The sequence below is a fragment of the Rhizobium sp. GN54 genome (genome assembly GCF_021026345.1).
Lineage (GTDB): Bacteria > Pseudomonadota > Alphaproteobacteria > Rhizobiales > Rhizobiaceae > Mycoplana.
This window is the reverse complement of the sequence record NZ_JAJNCZ010000002.1, coordinates 214585-232879: the sequence shown is the minus strand read 5'-3', so window position 1 is coordinate 232879 and position 18295 is coordinate 214585. Positions and strand designations below refer to the sequence as shown.

17 protein-coding genes are annotated in these 18295 nt (G+C 66.1%); 9 read left to right on the top strand and 8 right to left on the bottom strand.

Going from position 1 to position 18295, the window contains the following annotated elements:
• Positions 1–67 precede the first annotated feature (67 nt).
• On the top strand, positions 68–2761 hold the full coding sequence (locus tag LQK81_RS07120) for an ATP-dependent helicase (protein ID WP_230804832.1): 2694 nt from the start codon (positions 68–70) through the stop codon (positions 2759–2761).
• Between the two features lie 121 nt (positions 2762–2882).
• Here the strand turns inward: LQK81_RS07120 and LQK81_RS07115 are convergent, their stop codons facing one another.
• Positions 2883–3719, bottom strand: a complete 837-nt coding sequence (locus LQK81_RS07115) for a hypothetical protein (RefSeq protein WP_230804830.1) — start codon at positions 3717–3719, stop codon at positions 2883–2885.
• Between the two features lie 253 nt (positions 3720–3972).
• On the opposite strand from LQK81_RS07115, the gene LQK81_RS07110 reads away from it, so the two are divergent.
• Complete coding sequence (locus tag LQK81_RS07110; protein ID WP_230804828.1) at positions 3973–4407, top strand: hypothetical protein; 435 nt, start codon at positions 3973–3975, stop codon at positions 4405–4407.
• Positions 4408–4674: 267 nt separating this feature from the next.
• Here the strand turns inward: LQK81_RS07110 and LQK81_RS07105 are convergent, their stop codons facing one another.
• The 3 genes from LQK81_RS07105 to LQK81_RS07095 form a co-directional block, all read right to left on the bottom strand.
• Positions 4675–5793, bottom strand: a complete 1119-nt coding sequence (locus LQK81_RS07105) for a DUF2778 domain-containing protein (RefSeq protein ID WP_230804826.1) — start codon at positions 5791–5793, stop codon at positions 4675–4677.
• Positions 5794–6353: 560 nt separating this feature from the next.
• The gene (locus tag LQK81_RS07100) at positions 6354–6557 is read right to left on the bottom strand and encodes a DUF1059 domain-containing protein (protein ID WP_230804824.1); all 204 of its coding nucleotides are present in this window, start codon (positions 6555–6557) and stop codon (positions 6354–6356) included.
• Positions 6558–6664: 107 nt separating this feature from the next.
• Entirely contained in the window at positions 6665–8086 is a 1422-nt protein-coding gene (locus LQK81_RS07095; protein ID WP_230804821.1) for an amidase, read from the bottom strand.
• A gap of 402 nt (positions 8087–8488) precedes the next feature.
• Here LQK81_RS07095 and LQK81_RS07090 point away from each other — a divergent pair, with 402 nt between their 5' ends.
• Both LQK81_RS07090 and LQK81_RS07085 read left to right on the top strand, forming a co-directional pair.
• Positions 8489–9238 (top strand): copper homeostasis protein CutC, encoded by a 750-nt coding sequence (locus LQK81_RS07090; RefSeq protein ID WP_230804819.1) that lies wholly within the window; start codon positions 8489–8491, stop codon positions 9236–9238.
• Positions 9239–9391: 153 nt separating this feature from the next.
• Positions 9392–9883, top strand: a complete 492-nt coding sequence (locus LQK81_RS07085) for a CreA family protein (RefSeq protein ID WP_230804818.1) — start codon at positions 9392–9394, stop codon at positions 9881–9883.
• 68 nt (positions 9884–9951) lie between these two features.
• Here the strand turns inward: LQK81_RS07085 and LQK81_RS07080 are convergent, their stop codons facing one another.
• The 3 genes from LQK81_RS07080 to LQK81_RS07070 form a co-directional block, all read right to left on the bottom strand.
• A complete protein-coding gene (locus tag LQK81_RS07080; RefSeq protein WP_230804817.1) occupies positions 9952–10449 on the bottom strand; it encodes a hypothetical protein in 498 nt (165 codons plus the stop codon).
• A gap of 88 nt (positions 10450–10537) precedes the next feature.
• Entirely contained in the window at positions 10538–11167 is a 630-nt protein-coding gene (gene pncA / locus LQK81_RS07075; RefSeq protein WP_230804815.1) for a bifunctional nicotinamidase/pyrazinamidase, read from the bottom strand.
• A 284-nt stretch (positions 11168–11451) separates the two neighbouring features.
• A complete protein-coding gene (locus LQK81_RS07070) occupies positions 11452–11916 on the bottom strand; it encodes a chemotaxis protein CheW (protein ID WP_230804813.1) in 465 nt (154 codons plus the stop codon).
• Between the two features lie 281 nt (positions 11917–12197).
• Here LQK81_RS07070 and LQK81_RS07065 point away from each other — a divergent pair, with 281 nt between their 5' ends.
• The 4 genes from LQK81_RS07065 to LQK81_RS07050 all read left to right on the top strand — a co-directional run bounded on the left by LQK81_RS07065 (position 12198) and on the right by LQK81_RS07050 (position 15242).
• A complete protein-coding gene (locus LQK81_RS07065; RefSeq protein WP_230804811.1) occupies positions 12198–12356 on the top strand; it encodes a hypothetical protein in 159 nt (52 codons plus the stop codon).
• A gap of 137 nt (positions 12357–12493) precedes the next feature.
• Positions 12494–13093 carry an SCO family protein gene (locus LQK81_RS07060; RefSeq protein ID WP_230804809.1) on the top strand — a complete coding sequence of 200 codons (600 nt, stop codon included), beginning with the start codon at positions 12494–12496 and terminating at the stop codon, positions 13091–13093.
• A gap of 12 nt (positions 13094–13105) precedes the next feature.
• Positions 13106–14236 carry an FAD-dependent oxidoreductase gene (locus LQK81_RS07055; RefSeq protein ID WP_230804807.1) on the top strand — a complete coding sequence of 377 codons (1131 nt, stop codon included), beginning with the start codon at positions 13106–13108 and terminating at the stop codon, positions 14234–14236.
• Between the two features lie 127 nt (positions 14237–14363).
• Positions 14364–15242, top strand: coding sequence for a 50S ribosomal protein L11 methyltransferase (locus LQK81_RS07050; protein WP_230804806.1), 879 nt, complete (start codon positions 14364–14366; stop codon positions 15240–15242).
• Positions 15243–15676: 434 nt separating this feature from the next.
• Here the strand turns inward: LQK81_RS07050 and LQK81_RS07045 are convergent, their stop codons facing one another.
• The gene (locus tag LQK81_RS07045; RefSeq protein WP_230804805.1) at positions 15677–16120 is read right to left on the bottom strand and encodes a hypothetical protein; all 444 of its coding nucleotides are present in this window, start codon (positions 16118–16120) and stop codon (positions 15677–15679) included.
• 162 nt (positions 16121–16282) lie between these two features.
• On the opposite strand from LQK81_RS07045, the gene LQK81_RS07040 reads away from it, so the two are divergent.
• Positions 16283–18124 (top strand): aminopeptidase P family protein, encoded by a 1842-nt coding sequence (locus tag LQK81_RS07040; protein WP_230804804.1) that lies wholly within the window; start codon positions 16283–16285, stop codon positions 18122–18124.
• Positions 18125–18295 lie beyond the last annotated feature (171 nt).

The window sequence follows — 18295 nt, the reverse complement described above, 5'->3', positions numbered from 1 at the left end:
GCGGCGACCGGAATAAAAGAGGAACGCGCAACTGGCCTTTCGGTCCCGAATCACTACATTGGGCCGCATGATGAGCGGTTACGACGACATTCCCTTCTTCGACGACGACGATCCGGCGCTGAAGAAGACCCCTGCCCCGACACCCGGTTCCGGCAACAGGACCCCGGGCGGCAGTCCCGCAGGCGGCGGCATCGCCGCGCGCGCCATGGCCGCCCGCGACCAGCACCGCGTGCCCGACTATCTCTCCGGCCTGAACCCGGAGCAGCGCGAGGCGGTCGAGACGCTGGACGGCCCGGTGCTCGTCCTCGCCGGCGCCGGCACCGGCAAGACCCGCGTGCTGACGACCCGCATCGCCCATATTCTGGCGACCGGCCGCGCCTATCCCTCGCAGATCCTCGCCGTCACCTTCACCAACAAGGCCGCCCGCGAGATGAAGGAGCGCATCGGCCTGCTCGTCGGCGGCGCCGTCGAAGGCATGCCCTGGCTCGGAACCTTCCACTCGATCGGCGTCAAGCTCTTGCGCCGTCATGCCGAACTGGCCGGGCTGCGCTCCGACTTCACCATCCTCGACACCGACGACGTCGTCCGCCTGATCAAGCAGATCATCCAGGCCGAAGGGCTGGACGACAAGCGCTGGACGGCCAAGCAGTTCGCCGGCATGATCGACACCTGGAAGAACAAGGGGCTCGATCCGGCCCAGATCCCCGAAGGCGACGCCCGCGCCTTCGCCAACAGCAAGGGCCGCGAACTCTACGCCGCCTACCAGAACCGCCTGAAGACGCTGAACGCCTGCGACTTCGGCGACCTGCTGCTGCACCCGATCCGCATCCTGCGCACCAATCCGGACATCCTGAAGGACTACCACAACAAGTTCCGCTACATCCTCGTCGACGAGTACCAGGACACCAACACCGCCCAGTACATGTGGCTGCGGTTGCTGGCGCAACGGTCATCCGCGAGGAAAAACCCCTCCCCAACCCCTCCCCACGAGGGGGAGGGACAGGCCGCGCCGAATTCCGGGCCATGGGATGAAGTAGGCGCCTATCCGTCCGAAGGACGGCAAGGCCAAGCGGCCGTCGCGCCTGATGGCGCGCCCCCGCGGAGCGAGCCGCGCAGCGGCGACAGCGTGAGCGCAAACGAAAAGCAGCAGATAAATATCTGCTGCGTCGGCGACGACGACCAGTCGATCTATGGCTGGCGCGGCGCCGAGGTGGACAACATCCTGCGCTTCGAGAAGGATTTCCCCGGCGCCAAGGTCATCAAGCTGGAGCGCAACTACCGCTCCACCGCCCATATCCTGGGTGCCGCCGGCCACCTGATCGCCCACAACGAGGGCCGACTCGGCAAGACACTGTTCACCGACCGCCACGATCCGGAAGACGGCAAGGTCGTCGTCCACGCCGCCTGGGATTCGGAGGAGGAAGCCCGCGCCGTCGGCGAGACGATCGAGAGCCTGCAGCGGCCGGATAGGAACGGCCGGCGCCACAACCTCAACGACATGGCAATCCTGGTGCGCGCCTCCTTTCAGATGCGCGAATTCGAAGACCGTTTCGTCACCCTCGGCCTCAACTACCGCGTCATCGGCGGCCCGCGCTTCTACGAGCGGCTCGAGATCCGCGACGCCATGGCCTATTTCCGCCTCGTCTGCCAGCCGGCCGACGACCTTGCCTTCGAGCGCATCGTCAACACGCCCAAACGCGGTCTCGGCGACACCACGATCCGCAACCTGCACGACTATGCCCGCGCCCGCGACATCCCGATGCTGGCGGCAGCGAGCGACATCGTCGAGACCGACGAGCTGAAGCCGAAGGCGCGCAAGGCGCTGTTCGACGTCGTCGCCGACTTCAAGCGCTGGTCCGAACTGCTGGAGAACACCCCGCACACCGAGCTTGCCGAGCAGATCCTCGACGAGAGCGGCTACACGGCGATGTGGCAGAACGACAAGTCGGCGGAAGCCCCCGGACGACTGGAGAACCTGAAGGAACTGATCCGCTCGATGGAGCAGTTCGAAAGCATGCGCGGCTTCCTCGAGCACGTCTCGCTCGTCATGGACGCCGAGCAGAACGAGGACCTCGACGCCGTCTCGATCATGACGCTGCATTCGGCCAAGGGGCTGGAATTCGAGACGGTGTTCCTGCCCGGCTGGGAGGAAGGCCTGTTCCCGCACCAGCGCGCGCTCGACGAGGGCGGCCGCTCGGGGCTGGAGGAGGAGCGCCGCCTCGCCTATGTCGGCCTCACCCGCGCCAAGCGCAACTGCCACATCTGGTTCGTCTCCAACCGCCGCATCCACGGCCTCTGGCAGTCGACCATCCCCTCGCGCTTTCTCGACGAACTGCCCGAGGCCCATGTCGAGGTCGCCGAGAGCGAGCAATCCTATGGCGGCTACGGCGGGCGCGGCGGCTACGGCCAGTCGCGCTTCGACAAGCAGGAGCCGTTCCAGAACGCCTATTCCACCCCCGGCTGGCGCCGCGCCCAACAGAACAAGACCGATGCCACCCGCGACAACTGGGGCAGCCGCTCCGGCCACGCGGTCGAGCGCATCGGCTACGGCGAAAGCGGCCCGCGGGCACGCACCATCGAGGGCGAACTGGTCGCGAAGTCGACAACGACCGAGCCCTCGCGCTTCACGGTCGGCGACCGCGTCTTCCACCTGAAGTTCGGCAACGGCAACATCGCCTCGATCGAGGGCAACAAGCTCACCATCGACTTCGACCGCGCCGGCCAGAAGAAGGTGCTCGACGGGTTCGTGGAAAGGGTGTGAGGATACGCCGTTGGAGACGTATCCGGGTCAGCACGCGGCGTGGCCCGACTTGATGCTCGCCGCACCTTCCACTATCTTCATAGAGAGTTCGTTTGTGCCGGAGCCAACAATGTCCAAGCCTCTACCCCCGCTTTTCTAAAGCTGCCGCGAGCTTCTTCCTCGCCTTCTTCTCGAAGCGCTGAATTTCCTGCGGGCTCCAGCCGTGTTTGGGCTGTGTGACCGGGTTGGCGGATTTTGCTGCCGCGAAAAAGTCCTCGGCAGGCGGCACCAGATGCTTTCGGTCCTCATAGACAGCAAGCTTCAGAACAAGGGCGCTGAGTTTCTGGAGATATCTCCAGGAGACTGAATTTCGTTTTTCTCCAAGCGTAGACAGCGATATCTCGGCATATCCGTATGCATCAACGCCGGTTTCGATCGTCTTGATGAGCCCGCTCAGCTTGCGACCAACTTCAATCTTTGCAAACCCTTCGCTCGAAATCGCACCGCACATGCTGTCGAACAGCTCGCCATAGGTCAGGAACTGGCGGATGGCGTATATCTCTGCAGATTCCAGCCAGTGAATGAATTGCATCAGTTCATTGGAGTCGCCGTCCTTGGATGAGGCCATATTGAACCGGAAGTCGTCTGCACCGTTCACAAGCAAGTCCAACAGCTTATCGGCCTCTGTCGGACAGAACTTCTTCTCGAAGTCGCGCATCCAAATTCGCGCATCGAAAACATAGCGGACCTGCGCCGATCGGAATATTCGTCTTCCTTCAATCCCGGCACGCAATGCGTTAAACGCTTCACGACCAAGGTAGGCAATGCCGGCCAGGACCGCGGTGGAAATGCCGGCAATGATCGCGTCCGTGAGCTTGTCGGATACGGCGCTCTCCGATGCACCCAGCCCCATCGCCCCCGACACCCGCCCGATGAAATCGACATAGGCTGCGACAGCAGCTTTCAGCATATCCAGCATGGTTCCCTCCAGCACCCACCGCCGTTGACAGAACCGGATTGTGATCGGAACGCAACCAGTAGTAAAGAAGAGATATACATCCACCCATGGTTGCCAATGGATTCGTATCTGCGGCTCGACGGGGTCAAGCAGTGACCGGCGACGAAAATCTTCGATCGTGATTGGACATCCGCGCCCGGTGGGTTCACCCTTCCTCGGAGGGGCTGCATGAGCATTGGGGGAAGGAACATCCATCCTCAAATGGGAGTCCAAGATGAAGCATCAAACAGTAGAACAACTGCGGCTTGTTGCAGAAGTCGAGACCTTTCCGGCTCAGACCTTGACGCGCACCGAGCGCCTCGAGCGTTGGGCGGAACTCCTTGAGAAGAACCCGCATTGGCACTTGTCGACGCTGCGCCAGACGGAGCACCAGTCGCCGAGCGTCCGCAACGCCATGCGCGGCGACGGCTCGCCGATCTCGGTGGCCTTCGCCGATCCGGTGCTGCGCACGGCTGGCCTGGCCGACGACACCTATGGCGAGGCACGGCGGTTCTTCGAGCTGTCCGACGACGAACTGCACGAGGTCATCTGCTATTGCCACTACGGATCGGCCGTGAGTGCCGGAACGGCAGCGGCACAGATCCGGGCCGTGCTGGCACCGAAGCCCCTGGGCTTCTTTGCCGTGCTGCGCCGGCTGTTCATGGCATAGCGCCCTCATCGTCCGGGCGCGGGCGAAGCCCGTCCGGATACGGGATCGCATGCGGGCACGGCACCTGTGCGGGCAGGTCCGTGCGCGACGCTGCACATGCAGGCGCTTTCAACGCGTGAGCGTCGCCGGAAGAACGCAACGAGCCAGAAAGTTCCGCCGGCCCCGGCCATGTCCCGGCCGGCGGCGATGCTTGTCGGCGCAAAGAGCTGGAGCCGCATTGCGGGCGCCGCAGCGGGTTTCACCGATCTGCGAACGGCTCGGGCAACCTCAGATTCGTCTGCCGAACAGCGAAGCCAGCTTCGAACTGCCGATGCTGGGCACGACCACCAGCGTGTCGATCTCGCCCCGCTTGAAGGCGGCGAGGAAGCGCGGATAGTTCCTGAACGCCACGCAGCCATGCGAATTGCCGTTCGGGCCGAGCAGGTAGGAATGCGTCAGAAGCCCTGTCCGGCCGAGCGGGTGCCGGCCGTCGACGGACGTCATGCGCAGGGCCTCGACGCCATGGAACCGCTTCTCCCGCATGGTCAGCTTGAAGGTGCCGGGCGGCGTCGGGCCGCGCATCTTCATATGGGCGTATCGCGGGTTGTCGCGCATCTTGCCGATGCCCGAATGGGCCTCCAGCCTTTCGCCGTTCGGCAGATGCACGATCCCGGCGGAGATGTCGTAGTAGGCGGTGCGCCCCCTCGCCTTCCGGCCGAAGCTGCCGAACAGGCCGGGCCGCTTCTCGCGCACCTCGTCGTCGTCCTTCAGCTGGGAGGGACTGGCATAGGCAAGCTCCCGGGCGGCGGCGGGCTTTGCGGCCTTGCGATCGGTTTCCGCGTCATCGACCTTCGCCAGCCGCTTCGGCCGGGCCTCCGGCAGCGGGATCGTATCGGGCAGGCCGAGTTCGGCCGCCTCCTCGGGCAGCACCAGGTTGAAGGGCTTGTCGAGCGATGGACGCGCCGCGCCCGGATCGACCAGCGCCGAGACCAGCGTCGGCTGCACGGCGACGTTTGCCGCAGCCACGGTCCCGGTCGTCGTGCTGGCCTCGGCCCGCGAGGACGCGGCCAGCGCGTAGGCCTGCGCCTTCCTTGCCGTCTCGCGCTCGATCTTCGCCGCAGCAAGGACGGCGCGCCGGTCATAGTGGTCCTTGATGACCGCAACAGTGAGGCCGGCGGGCCAGAGCTGATCAGCCGGGGTCTTCGACAACCGGGAGAACTTCTTGATGCGGATATTGCGCTCGACCGGCGCCTTCTGCGCCAGCTTCGGCATGTCGAGGGAGGCCTGCAGCCGCCCCTGCTTGGCAGCCGCCGCCGGAGAAGCCGTCGCCTGGACCGTGGCGAGCGCGCCGGAGACCCAGGCACCGGCAGCGACCGAAAGGCAGGCGGCGAATGCGCCGAAGAGCATGCCGCGCGTGGTCTTGAAGAAGGAGCCGCCCCGGGAACGGGAAGGAATTTCACCGCACGCAACGACAGATGACGCCATGATACCCGTTACCCAAACTACTGGTTACTCGATCCGGCGCCAATCGAACGGATTGTCGCCGGGACCGGCCCGATGGCGTCGCAGCGCCGTCTTTCTCGGCGCCCCGTGCCATGCACGCTGGTCGAAACAATGACCGAAATGCTGTCAAACTATGGTAAGCAAATCCTTTACGGCGTTTCAGAAAACGCCGGCAGCACGGCTTGGATGCCTGTGCAGAGGCCGGAATCGTCCAGTATTTTCAACAGCCTCCGCAAGGAAGAACGCTGCAGAAAATATTCTGCGGGCGCGCGAAATCCGGGCAGCTTCGCAATGGCGAATTGCTTTATCTGCTAACGAAAGGGAGTGGGCAGGTTAGTGCGGAAGCCGGCCTGGCTGGCAGACACACGGCGGACGAGACGGCGATCATCCGCGCACGCGGGGAGGCCGTTCGCCTTGTCGCCACTCGACAGGCGGACGAGCCGAGTTCGGCCCACAACAGTGCCTCAGGCCACCTTCATCGGCGGCATGCCGTCATGGATCGCCTTGCGGATCTCGGCGCGGAAGGCCGGCGTATCGTGCTCTCCATGATTGTACACCGCATGCAGCACGGCGGCGTCGATCAGCTCCTCCTCGCTGTCGGCGGAGATGGCGATCGTGCACTTCATGTCGCTCGGAAATTCCCGGCAGTCGATATATCTGCGTCCCATGGGTCCCTCCCGGTGCCCGGCGGCCGGCGCGCGACCGCGAAACGGCAAGGATACGTCCGCGCGGCACGACGGACAAATCACAAAGCCCGGTGCCACGCCCGCAAGGATCAGCCGATGTCGGGTGCCCGTCCGGTCCAGTCGGCCAGCGCCTCGTAGGCGGCAGCGACCTGCAGCACCGCCCTGTCGGCACGCGGCGGCCCGATGATCTGGATGCCGGCGGGCAAGCCTTCCGGGCCGAAGCCGGCCGGCATGGCGGCGACGGGCAGCCCGGCCATGGTCGGCCCGATCACCACCTCCATCCAGCGATGGTAGGTGTCCATCGCCCTGCCCGCGATCGACCGTGGCCAGTGCGTCTCCACGTCGAACGGAAAGACCTGCGCCGACGGCAGCACCAGAAAGTCGTAGCGCTCGAACAGCGCCAGCACATGCCGGTACCAGTCGCTGCGGACCGCAGACGCCGCGGCGATCTCGCCGGCCGACAGCGCGAGCCCGTTCTCGATCTCCCAGATCATTTCCGGCTTCATCATCGCCCGCCGATCGGGATCGGCATGATCGGCCGCCTGCGCGGATGCGACGAGGAAGTGGCGGTAGGTTTTCCACCCCCACCAGAGGCGGTCCATGTCGAAGCCCGCCGGCACCTCGGCAACGGCGGCGCCGAGCGCGGCCAGGACCTCGAGCGCCGAACGGCAGAGCTCCAGCACGCCGGGCTCGAAAGGCAGGTGGCCGCCATGGTCGCCGAGCCAGCCGATCCTCGCCGCGGAGACGTCGCGGGCCCTGCCCGGCGCAAGATCTTCCGTCGGCAGCGACAGCGGATCGCGGGCGTCATGGCCCGCCTGGATCGCAAGCAGCGCGGCGACGTCTGCGACCGAGCGCCCCATCGGCCCGTTCACCGCATGCTGGCCGAGATAAAGTTCGTTGCCGAGCGAGGGCACGCGGCCGAAGCTCGGGCGGAAACCGATGACGTTGTTGAAGGCTGCCGGATTGCGCAGCGATCCCATCATGTCGCTGCCGTCGGCGACGGGCACGAGCCGGGCCGCCAGCGCCGCCGCCGCACCGCCGGACGAGCCGCCGGCGCTCTTCATCACGTCGTAGGGATTGCGCGTCGCGCCGAAGACGTCGTTGTAGGTATGCGAGCCGAGCCCCATCTCCGGCGCATTGGTCTTGCCGATGACGATGGCGCCGGCCGCGCGGATGCGCTCGACATGGATGTCGTCATGATCCGGCACGAAATCGCGATAGATCCGCGAGCCGTAGGTGCAGCGGATCCCACGGGCTTCGGAGAGATCCTTGACGGCGAAGGGCATGCCGTGCAGCCATCCGCGCGACCGCCCCTCTGCGAGCGCCCGGTCGGCCGCCTCGGCCTCGGCGATCAGTTCGCCCTCGTCCCTGAGGCTGACGATCGCGTTGAGGAGCGGGTTGATCGCTCCGATCCGCGCCAGATACGCCTCCATCACCGAACGGCAGGAGATCTTGCGGCCATGGATCGCCACCGAAAGCTCGGTTGCTGACAACGCGGTCAATCCGTCCACTTCGGCATCCCTTCCTCTCGTGCGCGCAAATCCTTATACCAACCTGCAGTGATATTGACCGATTGCGCCGGAGCGATTTTGGCCTGCGGCCAAGAGAAAACCGCAGTCGGACCTGTCGGTCCGGCGAGGATTTTCGACGCCGTCCGCAGTCCAAAGGCGCCCGGCCCTCCGGGTGGGCCGCCTGTCGGCCACCGGCGGCGTCGCAATCCTCGACCGATGCCCAGGCATCGCTCTGCGGTATGCTCCTTTCCGGATGACCGCAGGCGGTCCCACGCAATCGGCCAATATCACTGCAGGTTGGTATTAGCGCACCCGCCGGTGAACGCAAAGCCGGCCTGCCCCATTGCTCCCGGCCTGCCGCCGCCCTAACGTCACCCGGAATCACGGGAAGGAAAGAAGACCATGGCGGCACCGCTCATCGAACTCTGCGTCGAAGGCATCGACGGTTTCTTGGCGGCGCAGGAGGCCGGCGCCGACCGGGTGGAGCTCTGCGCCAGCCTGATGGAGGGCGGCCTGACGCCGAGCCTTGCGACGATCCGCGCAGCCGTGAAGGCGGCCCGTATTCCGGTCCATGTCATCATCCGCCCCCGCGGCGGCGATTTTCTCTATTCGCAGGCCGAGTTCGAGACCATGCGCGAGGACATTTCGGCCCTGCGCGCCGAGGGCGTGGCCGGCGTCGTCATCGGCTGCCTCACTCCGGACGGCCGCATCGACGAGGCGCGGACGAAGGAACTGGTGGCCACTGCCCGGCCAATGTCGGTCACCTGCCACCGCGCCTTCGACATGACCGAGGACGCCGGCGAGGCGCTCGAGGCTCTGGTCCGCTGCGGCGTCGACCGGGTGCTGACCTCCGGCCAGCGCGACACGGCGGTCGAGGGGATCGACATCCTGAGGCGGGCGGTGGCGCAGGCCGGCGAGCGCATCGTCATCATGGGCTGCGGTGCGCTCGATGCCGGCAACATCAAGGCGGTGCGCGACGGCGCGGGGCTGAAGGAGATGCACTTCGCCGCGCTGAAGACGGTGCCGAGCGGCATGCGCTTCCGCAATCCCCACGTCGGCATGGGCGGCACGGAGAAGGACCGGGAATACGAACTGACCCTGACCGACCCCGAAAGCGTGCGCGCGACGATCGCCGCTGCGAAAGCGCCCTGAGGCCGGCCGACATTGCAAAGTGCCGCGCGGCACCTAAGTGAGATGGAGAATGCCGCAGCAGGACATGAGACATTCCGCATATCGCCTTGAATCGATTCCTGAATCGATTCCGTTTCGATGCCCGACGCTTCCAGCCCCCATGGAGACCGCCCGATGACTGCTTCCCGCCTTCGCATCGCCCTGGCTGCAGGCCTTGCCCTCCTTGCCACCGGTTCGCTCGCCGACACGGTCGGCGAAGTCGGGGTGGACTGGATGGGCAACGATATCAAGATCGATGCGGTCGGCGACCCCGAAGTTTCCGGCGTGACCTGCCACATCACCTATTTCGACCGGGGCGTCCTGGACCGGCTGCAGAAGGGCAACTGGTTCGAAGATCCCTCCAACAACGCCATCGCCTGCCAGCAGACCGGCCCGATCACGATCGGCGAGATCGATCTGTCGAAGGACGGCGAGGAAGTGTTCAAGGCCGGCCTGTCGCTGATCTGGAAGAAGCTGGTGGTCACCCGCATCTACGACCGCAAGAACGACACGCTCATCTACCTGGCCCACTCGCGGGAACTGACGGAAGGCTCCGCCAAGATGTCGATCTCCACGGTGCCGCTCTTCGGCGAGAACGTCACCTGGACGAACGGAAAGCCGCAATAGGCCGGATTGCCCCGGACCCATTGCGGCCTCCTCCTCCGTAGCTGTTTGTCGGCGGGCGCCCGGCCGGCCTACAGGACGATGAACGTCACGCTGCCGTCGCCGTTCTGCTGGACGGAAATGACCTGATCGACATCGACCTGCTGCGCCTCAAGCGCTGCGACCAGGTCTGCATTGGTCCTGATGTCGGACTGGAGCTTGCGCATGTCGGCGGAATGGCTGTCTGACAGCAGGCGATACTGCTCGCGGGTATCCTCGTCGGCGACCTCGTCAACGCGCATCACCGCGATCCTGGCGACATCGATCGCCTTGAAGTCCTCGACACCGGAGACGCTCGGCGCGATCGCACCGGTGCTCATCATGTCCATGGCCTGACCATCCTGAGCCTGGCCATCCTGGCCGGAAGCGTCAGGCCGGGTCATCGGCTCGGCGGACGCCTGCGCCATCTCGAGGGCGGGACGCGGGGTCGGGACCGGAACGTTCATGCCGTCGATGGTCGTAGCCGCAAATGCGGGAGCGGCGATCGCGCCGGTAAGCAGGATGAACGAAAGAGTTGCAAGCGGTTTCATGGTGATCTCCCTGCAGCGCTTTTCTGCGCCTTCGGAAGGGGAAATGCGGTTCGCCCCGCTTTGTTCCAACCTGCGGTTCAGCCGCCGGTCACGCCTCGCGCAGGATCTCGGCCTCCGTCACTGTCGCAACCCCTGCCGCAGCCATCGCCTTTTCCGCCGCAGCGACCGTCTCCGGCGCAATGCCGCGGCTCAGGTCCTCGACGAAGCGGACGCGCACGCCGGGCAACATCTCGACCGCGTCAATCGCCGAAGCCTGAACGCAGTAATCCGTCGCAAGCCCGCCGATGTCGATCTGCGTCACCCCGCGCTGGCGCAGGTAGTCGGCAAGCCCGGTATGGGCCGTCCTGTCGTTGTCGCGAAAGGCGGAATAGCTGTCGACCTCGCGATCCATGCCCTTCTTCTGGATGTAGTCGATCCGCGTCACGTCGAGGGCGGGATGGAGCGCTGCATCCTCGGTGTGCTCGACGCAATGGTCCGGCCAGAGCATCTGCGGCTTGCCCTTCAGTTCTCCCATCTCGAACGGGTTCCGCCCGGGATGGCTGGAGGCGAAACTGCCGTGGTCGGCGGGATGCCAGTCCTGCGAGGCGACGATCAGGTCGTAGCCGCCCTTCGCCATCAGCCGGTTGGCGACTGGGATCACGTCGTCGCCCTCGGGGACGGCCAGGTTGCCGCCCGGGCAGAACCCGGACTGGAGGTCGATGAGCAGCAGGCACTTCATGATGGGCACTCCGATTTCATGGCGCATTTCCGGGGCTAACGCATGTCGCGCAAAAGTGTGCAGCGGGTTTGCGACGACAACATGCGTAAAATCAATGGACTAAAGCACCGGAGCGAATCTGAAAGATCGCGGCGTGCTTTAGATCCAGACTACGGACAAGCATGTTGCATCGCGTTGCGAAGAATCAAGGGGGCGAACGAAAAGGCCGGTGTGCGGCGCGCGCGCGAAAACCCCGGCGACGCGCGTCCCGGGGTTTCGTCATGCGACCGGCCGGTCTCCGTCGATCAGGCGGCCTGCGCCAGTTCGTCGGCGATCACGGTGTCGAGGTTGAGGAAGCAGACCATCGTCTTTTCCAGGGCGACGATGCCGCGGCAGAAGGCGCGCTGGGCTTCCGGGATGATTTCCGGCGCCGCCTGCAGGTCTTCGCTCTTGATGGTCATCATGTCGGAGACCTGCTCCACCAGCAGGCCGACGAGCTTGCCGGCGATGTCGGTGACGATGATCGCCGAACGCTCGGACGGCTCGGTCATCTTCATGCCGAGACGGCAGGCCATGTCGATGACCGGGATCACCGCACCGCGCAGGTTGATCAGGCCGAGGACGTAGGGCGGCGTATGCGGCATCGGCGTCACCGGCGCCCAGCCGCGGATTTCGCGGATCGCCATGATGTCGATGCAGAATTCCTGGTCTCCGAGGTGGAAGGAGACGATTTCGAGATAGGCGCCGGATTGCTTGATGGCGTTGGACATGGATCGGACTTCCCAGATTCGGCCGAGGGATCGCATCTGCGCGCAAGGCCTGAACGGCCGGCGGACCTCATGCCCGAGAGGCCAGGACGGCCCATACGCTGCGGCAAGCCTTGCAGAGATAGATTAAGCAAACGCTAAGAATCTCCGGCAAACGTCCGGTTTCGGGGCGTTGCACGGCCTTGAGGCCGCCCGGGAGCACGCGGCTCCGCGCCGGCGGCCGGCGGCCGGCACCGGCGCCCTGCCCCATTCCGGTCGGCGCCCATCTGCGCTAACATGCGCTCATGACCACCGCCCGCCACACCGTCCGCGCCGCCGTCCTGATCGCTTCCGGGGCAGCCCTGCTCGGCGCGCTCTCCGCGCTCGCCTTCGCCGGCTGGCTGGAACATGGCTCGTCGATCCTGCTTTCCATGGCGGAAACCGGCCTGTCCTGGTGCTTCTGACGCAGTCGGACCGGCAGGATCGCCGCCCGGCGCGCCCGCTTGCGGCAAAACGTGCATTTGCCCCCTGCGGCGGGACCGACTATGACACGGTCTGAACCGGCCGCGCCGCGGCCGACCTGCCGATGACGGATTGCCTCATGAAGACCGTACGCACCATCCTCTGGATCGCCATTGCCCTCCTTGCCGGCCTGCTCGGCTGGCTGACGCTGGAGATGACGCGCACCGGAGACCAGTTGGCCGAGGGCCCCTTCGGCGTGCCCTTCACGCTTGTTTCGCAGGACGGCAGCCCCGTCACTGAGAAGGCGTTCACCGGCAAGCCGACCGCGCTCTTCTTCGGCTTCACCCATTGCCCCGAGGTCTGCCCGACGACGCTGTTCGAGCTCGACGGCTGGCTCGCCAAGACCGATCCGGACGGCTCGAAGATGCAGGCCTATTTCGTCACCGTCGATCCCGAGCGCGACACGCCGGAGATCCTCGGGACCTATGTTTCCAATGTTTCCAAGCGCGTGACCGGCATTTCCGGCCCGGCCGACAAGGTCATGGACATGGTCAAGGGCTTCCGCGTCTATGCCCGCAAGGTACCGGTCGACGAGAGCCAGCCGGACGGCGAATACACGATGGACCACACCGCTTCCGTCTTCCTGCTCGACAAGGACGGTCGCTTCCGGGGCACCATAGCCTATGGCGAGAACCCCGATGTTGCCGTACAAAAGCTGGAGAACCTCATCAAGGGATAGGGACCTCCGCCCATGGTTTCACGCGCCGACTGCTCGATCCTCATCGCCGGCGCGGGACCGGTGGGGCTGACGCTGGCCCTCGAACTGGCACGCCGCGGCATCAAGCCGCGCATCGTCGCCGAGACCGATGGCCCCGTCGCCGAAAACGAGAGCCGCGCGCTCGGCGTCAACGCCCGCACCCTGATGCTGCTCGGCCCCTCGGGTGTCGCCGCCGACATCGCCGCACAGGCGCTGCCGATCGAGGGCCTCAAGCTTTCCTCACTCGGTGCCCCGCTTCTCACGGTCAGCACGGCGCGGTTTCGCGGACCCGGCCCGGCGCTCAGCATCCTGCCTCAGGGCGCCACCGAGCGCCTGCTGCTGGAGCGGCTGCGGGCGCTTGAGGTCGAGCCCGAATGGCACACGCGGGTCAACAGGATCGACGGCACCCCGGATGCGCCCGAGGTCACGCTCGTGCGCAACGACGACAGCGGCGAAACGGTCAGGCCGACCATGCTCGTCGGCGCCGACGGCGCCCATTCCACCGTCCGCAAGGCCTGCGGCTTCACCTTTCCGGGCGACGCGCTGGACAACGACTTCTTCCTTGCCGACTACGCCTATGACGCGCCGGTCGACGTCCGCCACGGGCGGGTGGAGTTCTTCAATCCCGGCGTCCTCGCCTGCATCCCGGTCCGCGCCAACGTGCTGCGCTACATCTCCACCATGGCCGATTTCGAGGACCGGATCGTCCATCCGCGTCCGAATGGCGAATGCGCCTGGCGCTCGCAGTTCACCGTCAGTTTCCGCCATGTCGAGACGATGTCGGCCGGGCGCGTCTTTCTGGCGGGCGACGCCGCCCATATCCATTCGCCGATCGGCGCCCGCGGCATGAACCTCGGCATCGAGGACGCCTGCTGGCTCGCCTGGCTCGTCTCGGAGGGACGCGAGGCCGACTATTCGGACCTGCGCCTGCCGGCGGTCCGCGGCGTGCTGCGCCAGACCCGCATGCTGACGGCGATGGCGACGATGGACCGGCCGGCATCGCTCGCCCTGCGCGACCGCATCCTGCCGCTGATGGCGCATCTCCGCTTCGCCGAGCGGGCGCTGGTGCGCAGCATTGCCGGCATGGACACGCCGGAGCCGCCCTGGCTGCCCGTCGCGTATTGATGCGCTTTGCGCCAGCCCGCGGACATGCTACTGCGCCGCGGGTCGGATCGGCAGCGGCCCGTGTCGCAGCCGACCGCGTAAATGGCCAGGGCATGCCGTCCGGCCGGCAAGCAGGAACACCGAGACCGTGAGCGAGATTCGTCTTTTCACCACCACGACCGAGAAGAACGCCGAGGCGATCCTGGCGCTGATGTCCGACGCCTTCGAGGACGAAGGCTACGCCATCGCCACCATGGAGATCGACGAAAAGCGCGACATCTGGGAAGCATCGCTGTACCTGATGGCCGACGAGGAAGAGGAGATGCGCGAGCGCTTCGCCGCATTGCTGGCGCCCGCCTTTCCCGAAGCGAGGATCGAGCGCGAGGACATTCCCGACGTCGACTGGATCGCCAGGTCGCTGGAAGGCCTGCAGCCGGTCCGCGCCGGCCGCTTCGTCGTGCACGGATCGCATGACCGGGGCACCGCCCGCTCCGGCGAGATCGCAATCGAGATCGACGCCGGGCAGGCCTTCGGCACCGGCCACCACGGCACCACCGCCGGCTGCCTCGAGGTGATCGAGCACGTCATGCGCAGGGGCCGGATCCGCTCCGCCCTCGACCTCGGCACCGGCAGCGGCGTGCTGGCGATCGCCGCCCGCAAGCTGGCGCCGATCCCGGTACTGGCCACCGACATCGACCCGGTCGCCACGAAGGTGGCGCGCGAGAACGTGCGCAAGAACGGGATCGCCGCCGGCATGACGCTCGAGACGGCGACCGGCTTCCACCACACCGCCTTCCGCCGGCACGGCCCCTTCGACCTGATCATCGCCAACATCCTCGCCCGCCCGCTGATGCGGATGGCGCCGCAGCTTGCCGCACATCTGGCACCCGGCGGACACGTGGTCCTCTCCGGCATTCTCGCCAACCAGCGCTGGAAGGTGATCGCCGCCTATTCCGGCGCCGGCCTGCGCCACGTCCGCACCATCTGGCGCAATGGCTGGGTGACGATCCATCTCGACAGGCCCTGACGTGGCCCTGACGCGCATGCGTCAAAAAAAACCTCCCGGCCGCGCAGGGATGCGACCGGGAGGCATGACCGAAAAGGCCTTCAAAAAAGAGAAAGGCGGTGCCGGAGGCACCGCCTATGGGTCGGTTTCCCGACCTGTCCGCGAGCTTGGGAGGAGGAGAGCTCAAGCGGACTCTACGTGCTCCGAACACCCGCCCGGAGGAGGGAGGAGGAGTGACCGGACAGGTATTGGACCGGAGCACCTAGCAGGATCGCCTTGCGGCGAAATCTTTCGTTTCTCTTTCGCTTCGACCGCATATCGCGTTCGCTTCGATGCGCGCTTTATAACCGAAACAAAAAATAACGACAGCGAAATCTTGGCATGGGAGCCATGCGTGCATCGCATGGATTAATACCGACACCGCACACCCTCGCAACACTCCCGACGCGATCGGATCAGTCGCGCGAAGCGAGGCAGGGGTCGAGCAGAACATGGCTGTCGTCCTGAATTCTCATGGCGCCGCGCACGGTCACGACATCGCCGACCTGCATGCCGTTGTCCGAGTAGGTCACGCACAAGACGCGGATGCCCGGCACCGGGCAGATGCCGAGGTACCAGAGCACCTCGTCCGTCTCCACGATCGTCAGCGGGCCGGAAGCCCACAGATCGATGCGCTGGCCGCTTGGAGGCTGGAAATTCTCAATGGTCTTGTGGAGATCGTTGCAACGCGCGGTCTCCAGGGGTGTTCCTTCCGGGAAGGCCAGTCCCGGCCGGCCGGGATAGGGACTCTCTTGCGCCGGCGCCGGGGCAGCGAGCATCGGCAGCATGAAAAATGAGGCGAGTATCCTGCCACGTATCAACATTGAGGACCTTTGCTTCCGCCTTTCCACTGCCGTCATCGATGGACGGCACGCCCGTCAGGCGGTGTACCACATCTTCGGCGGTCGTCTGGCCGGCATGCCCCGCTTTTTCCCATGTAATCGTCCGCAAACCGGTTACCACTTTCGAAAGACATGCTTTAGTGTCCTTCTTCGTATTCAAATCCGTTCGGTAGCACAGCCATGTTCCAGAGTTTCGACGTCACCTCCACCCCGCAATTCGGCCGCGAACGCGTGGAAGCGCTGCGCGCCGCCTTCGATGGCCTCGGCATCGACGGCTTCCTCGCGCCGCGCGCCGACGAATTCCAGGGCGAATACGTGCCGAAGAACGCCGAGCGGCTGGCCTGGCTCACCGGTTTCACCGGCTCGGCCGGCATCGCGCTCGTCGCCCGCGGCGAGGCCGTCGTCTTCGTCGACGGCCGCTATGTGACGCAGCTTGCCGAACAGGTGGACGGCAGCGTCTTCAAGGGCGGCGACCTCGTCGGCGAGCCGCCGCACCTGTGGATCCCAAAGCATGCCTCGAAGGGGTTCCGCCTCGGCATCGACCCCTGGCTGCACACCGGCGGCGAGGTGCGCAAGCTCGGAAAGGCGCTGGAAACGGCCGGCGGCAGCCTCGTCCTGCTCGACCACAATCCGCTCGACCGTCTCTGGGCCGACCGTCCGGCCGAACCGCTCGGCCGGGTGAAGATCCAGCCGATCGAGTTCGCCGGCATGCTCGCCAAGGACAAGATCGCCGAGATGGCCGCGAAGGTCGCCGAGGCCGGCGCCGATGCGCTCGCCGTCACCGATCCCTCGACCACCGCCTGGTTGTTCAACATTCGCGGCAGCGATGTCCCCCACACCCCTCACCCGCTTGTGCGCGCGATCCTGCATGCGGGAGGCAAGGCCGAGATCTTCGTCGACAAGCGCAAGACCGGCATCGAGGAAGAGGCCTACCTGACCCAGCTTGCCGACTTCTCCCCGCCGTCCGCGTTTCCGGCCCGCATCGCCGCCCTGTCGCGCGAGGGCAAGCGCATCATGCTCGACCCCGACCAGGCGCCCTTCGCGCTCGCCGAAGCGATCCGCGCAGCCGGTGGCACGGTCGTCGAAGGGGCCGACCCGGCCCGCCTGCCCCGCGCCTGCAAGAACGCGGTCGAACTGGCGGGCTCCGCCAAGGCGCACCTGCAGGACGGCGCCGCCATGGTCGAGTTCCTCGCCTGGCTGGACGCGTCCGAACCGGGGACGCTCACGGAAATCGCGGTGACGAAGAAACTCGAGGCCTGCCGCGCCGCCGTCGGCCAGCGCATGCAGAACCCGCTGAAGGACGTCTCCTTCGACACGATCAGCGGCGCCGGCGCCCACGGCGCCGTCATCCACTATCGCGTGACCACGCAGACCGACGCGACGCTCGAGGACGGCACGCTCTTTCTGATCGATTCCGGCGCGCAGTACATCAACGGCACGACGGACATTACCCGCACGGTTGCGATCGGCGACGTGCCCCACGAGCAGAAGCGCTTCTTCACGCTGGTGCTGAAGGGCATGATCGCGATCAGCACGGCCCGCTTCCCGAAGGGAAGCCGCGGCTGCGACCTCGACCCGCTCGCCCGCACGGCGCTGTGGAAGGCCGGCGCCGACTATGCCCACGGCACCGGCCACGGCGTCGGCTCCTATCTCTCCGTGCATGAGGGACCGCAGCGGATCTCGCGGCTCGCCACGCAGGAACTGCTCCCCGGCATGATCCTCTCCAACGAGCCCGGCTACTACCGCGCCGGCAGCTTCGGCATCCGCATCGAGAACCTGATCCATGTCCTGGCCGCAGCCCCGATCGAGGGCGGCGACATCGACATGCTCGCCTTCGAGACGCTGACCTTCTGCCCGCTCGACAGGCGCCTGATCGTCACCGACCTGCTGACGCGCGAGGAAGCGGACTGGATCGACGCCTATCACGAGCAGACGCGCGAAAAGCTGATGCCGCTGATCGAGGATGCCGACGTGCGGGGATGGCTGGAGGCCGCGACGGCTCCGCTCGGCGGCGAGGGCTGACGGGCAGCGGGCGTCTGCAGGGTTTGTATAAAGGCGCCGATCCGCCGCCCGTCCGAAGTGTGCGGCTGCCCCTCATCCGCCTGCCGGCACCTTCTCCCCGCAAGCGGGGAGAAGGACGCAGACCGCGACGTCTCCGCCCCTTCATGGCGAGCGGAGTGACGGGAAGGGAAG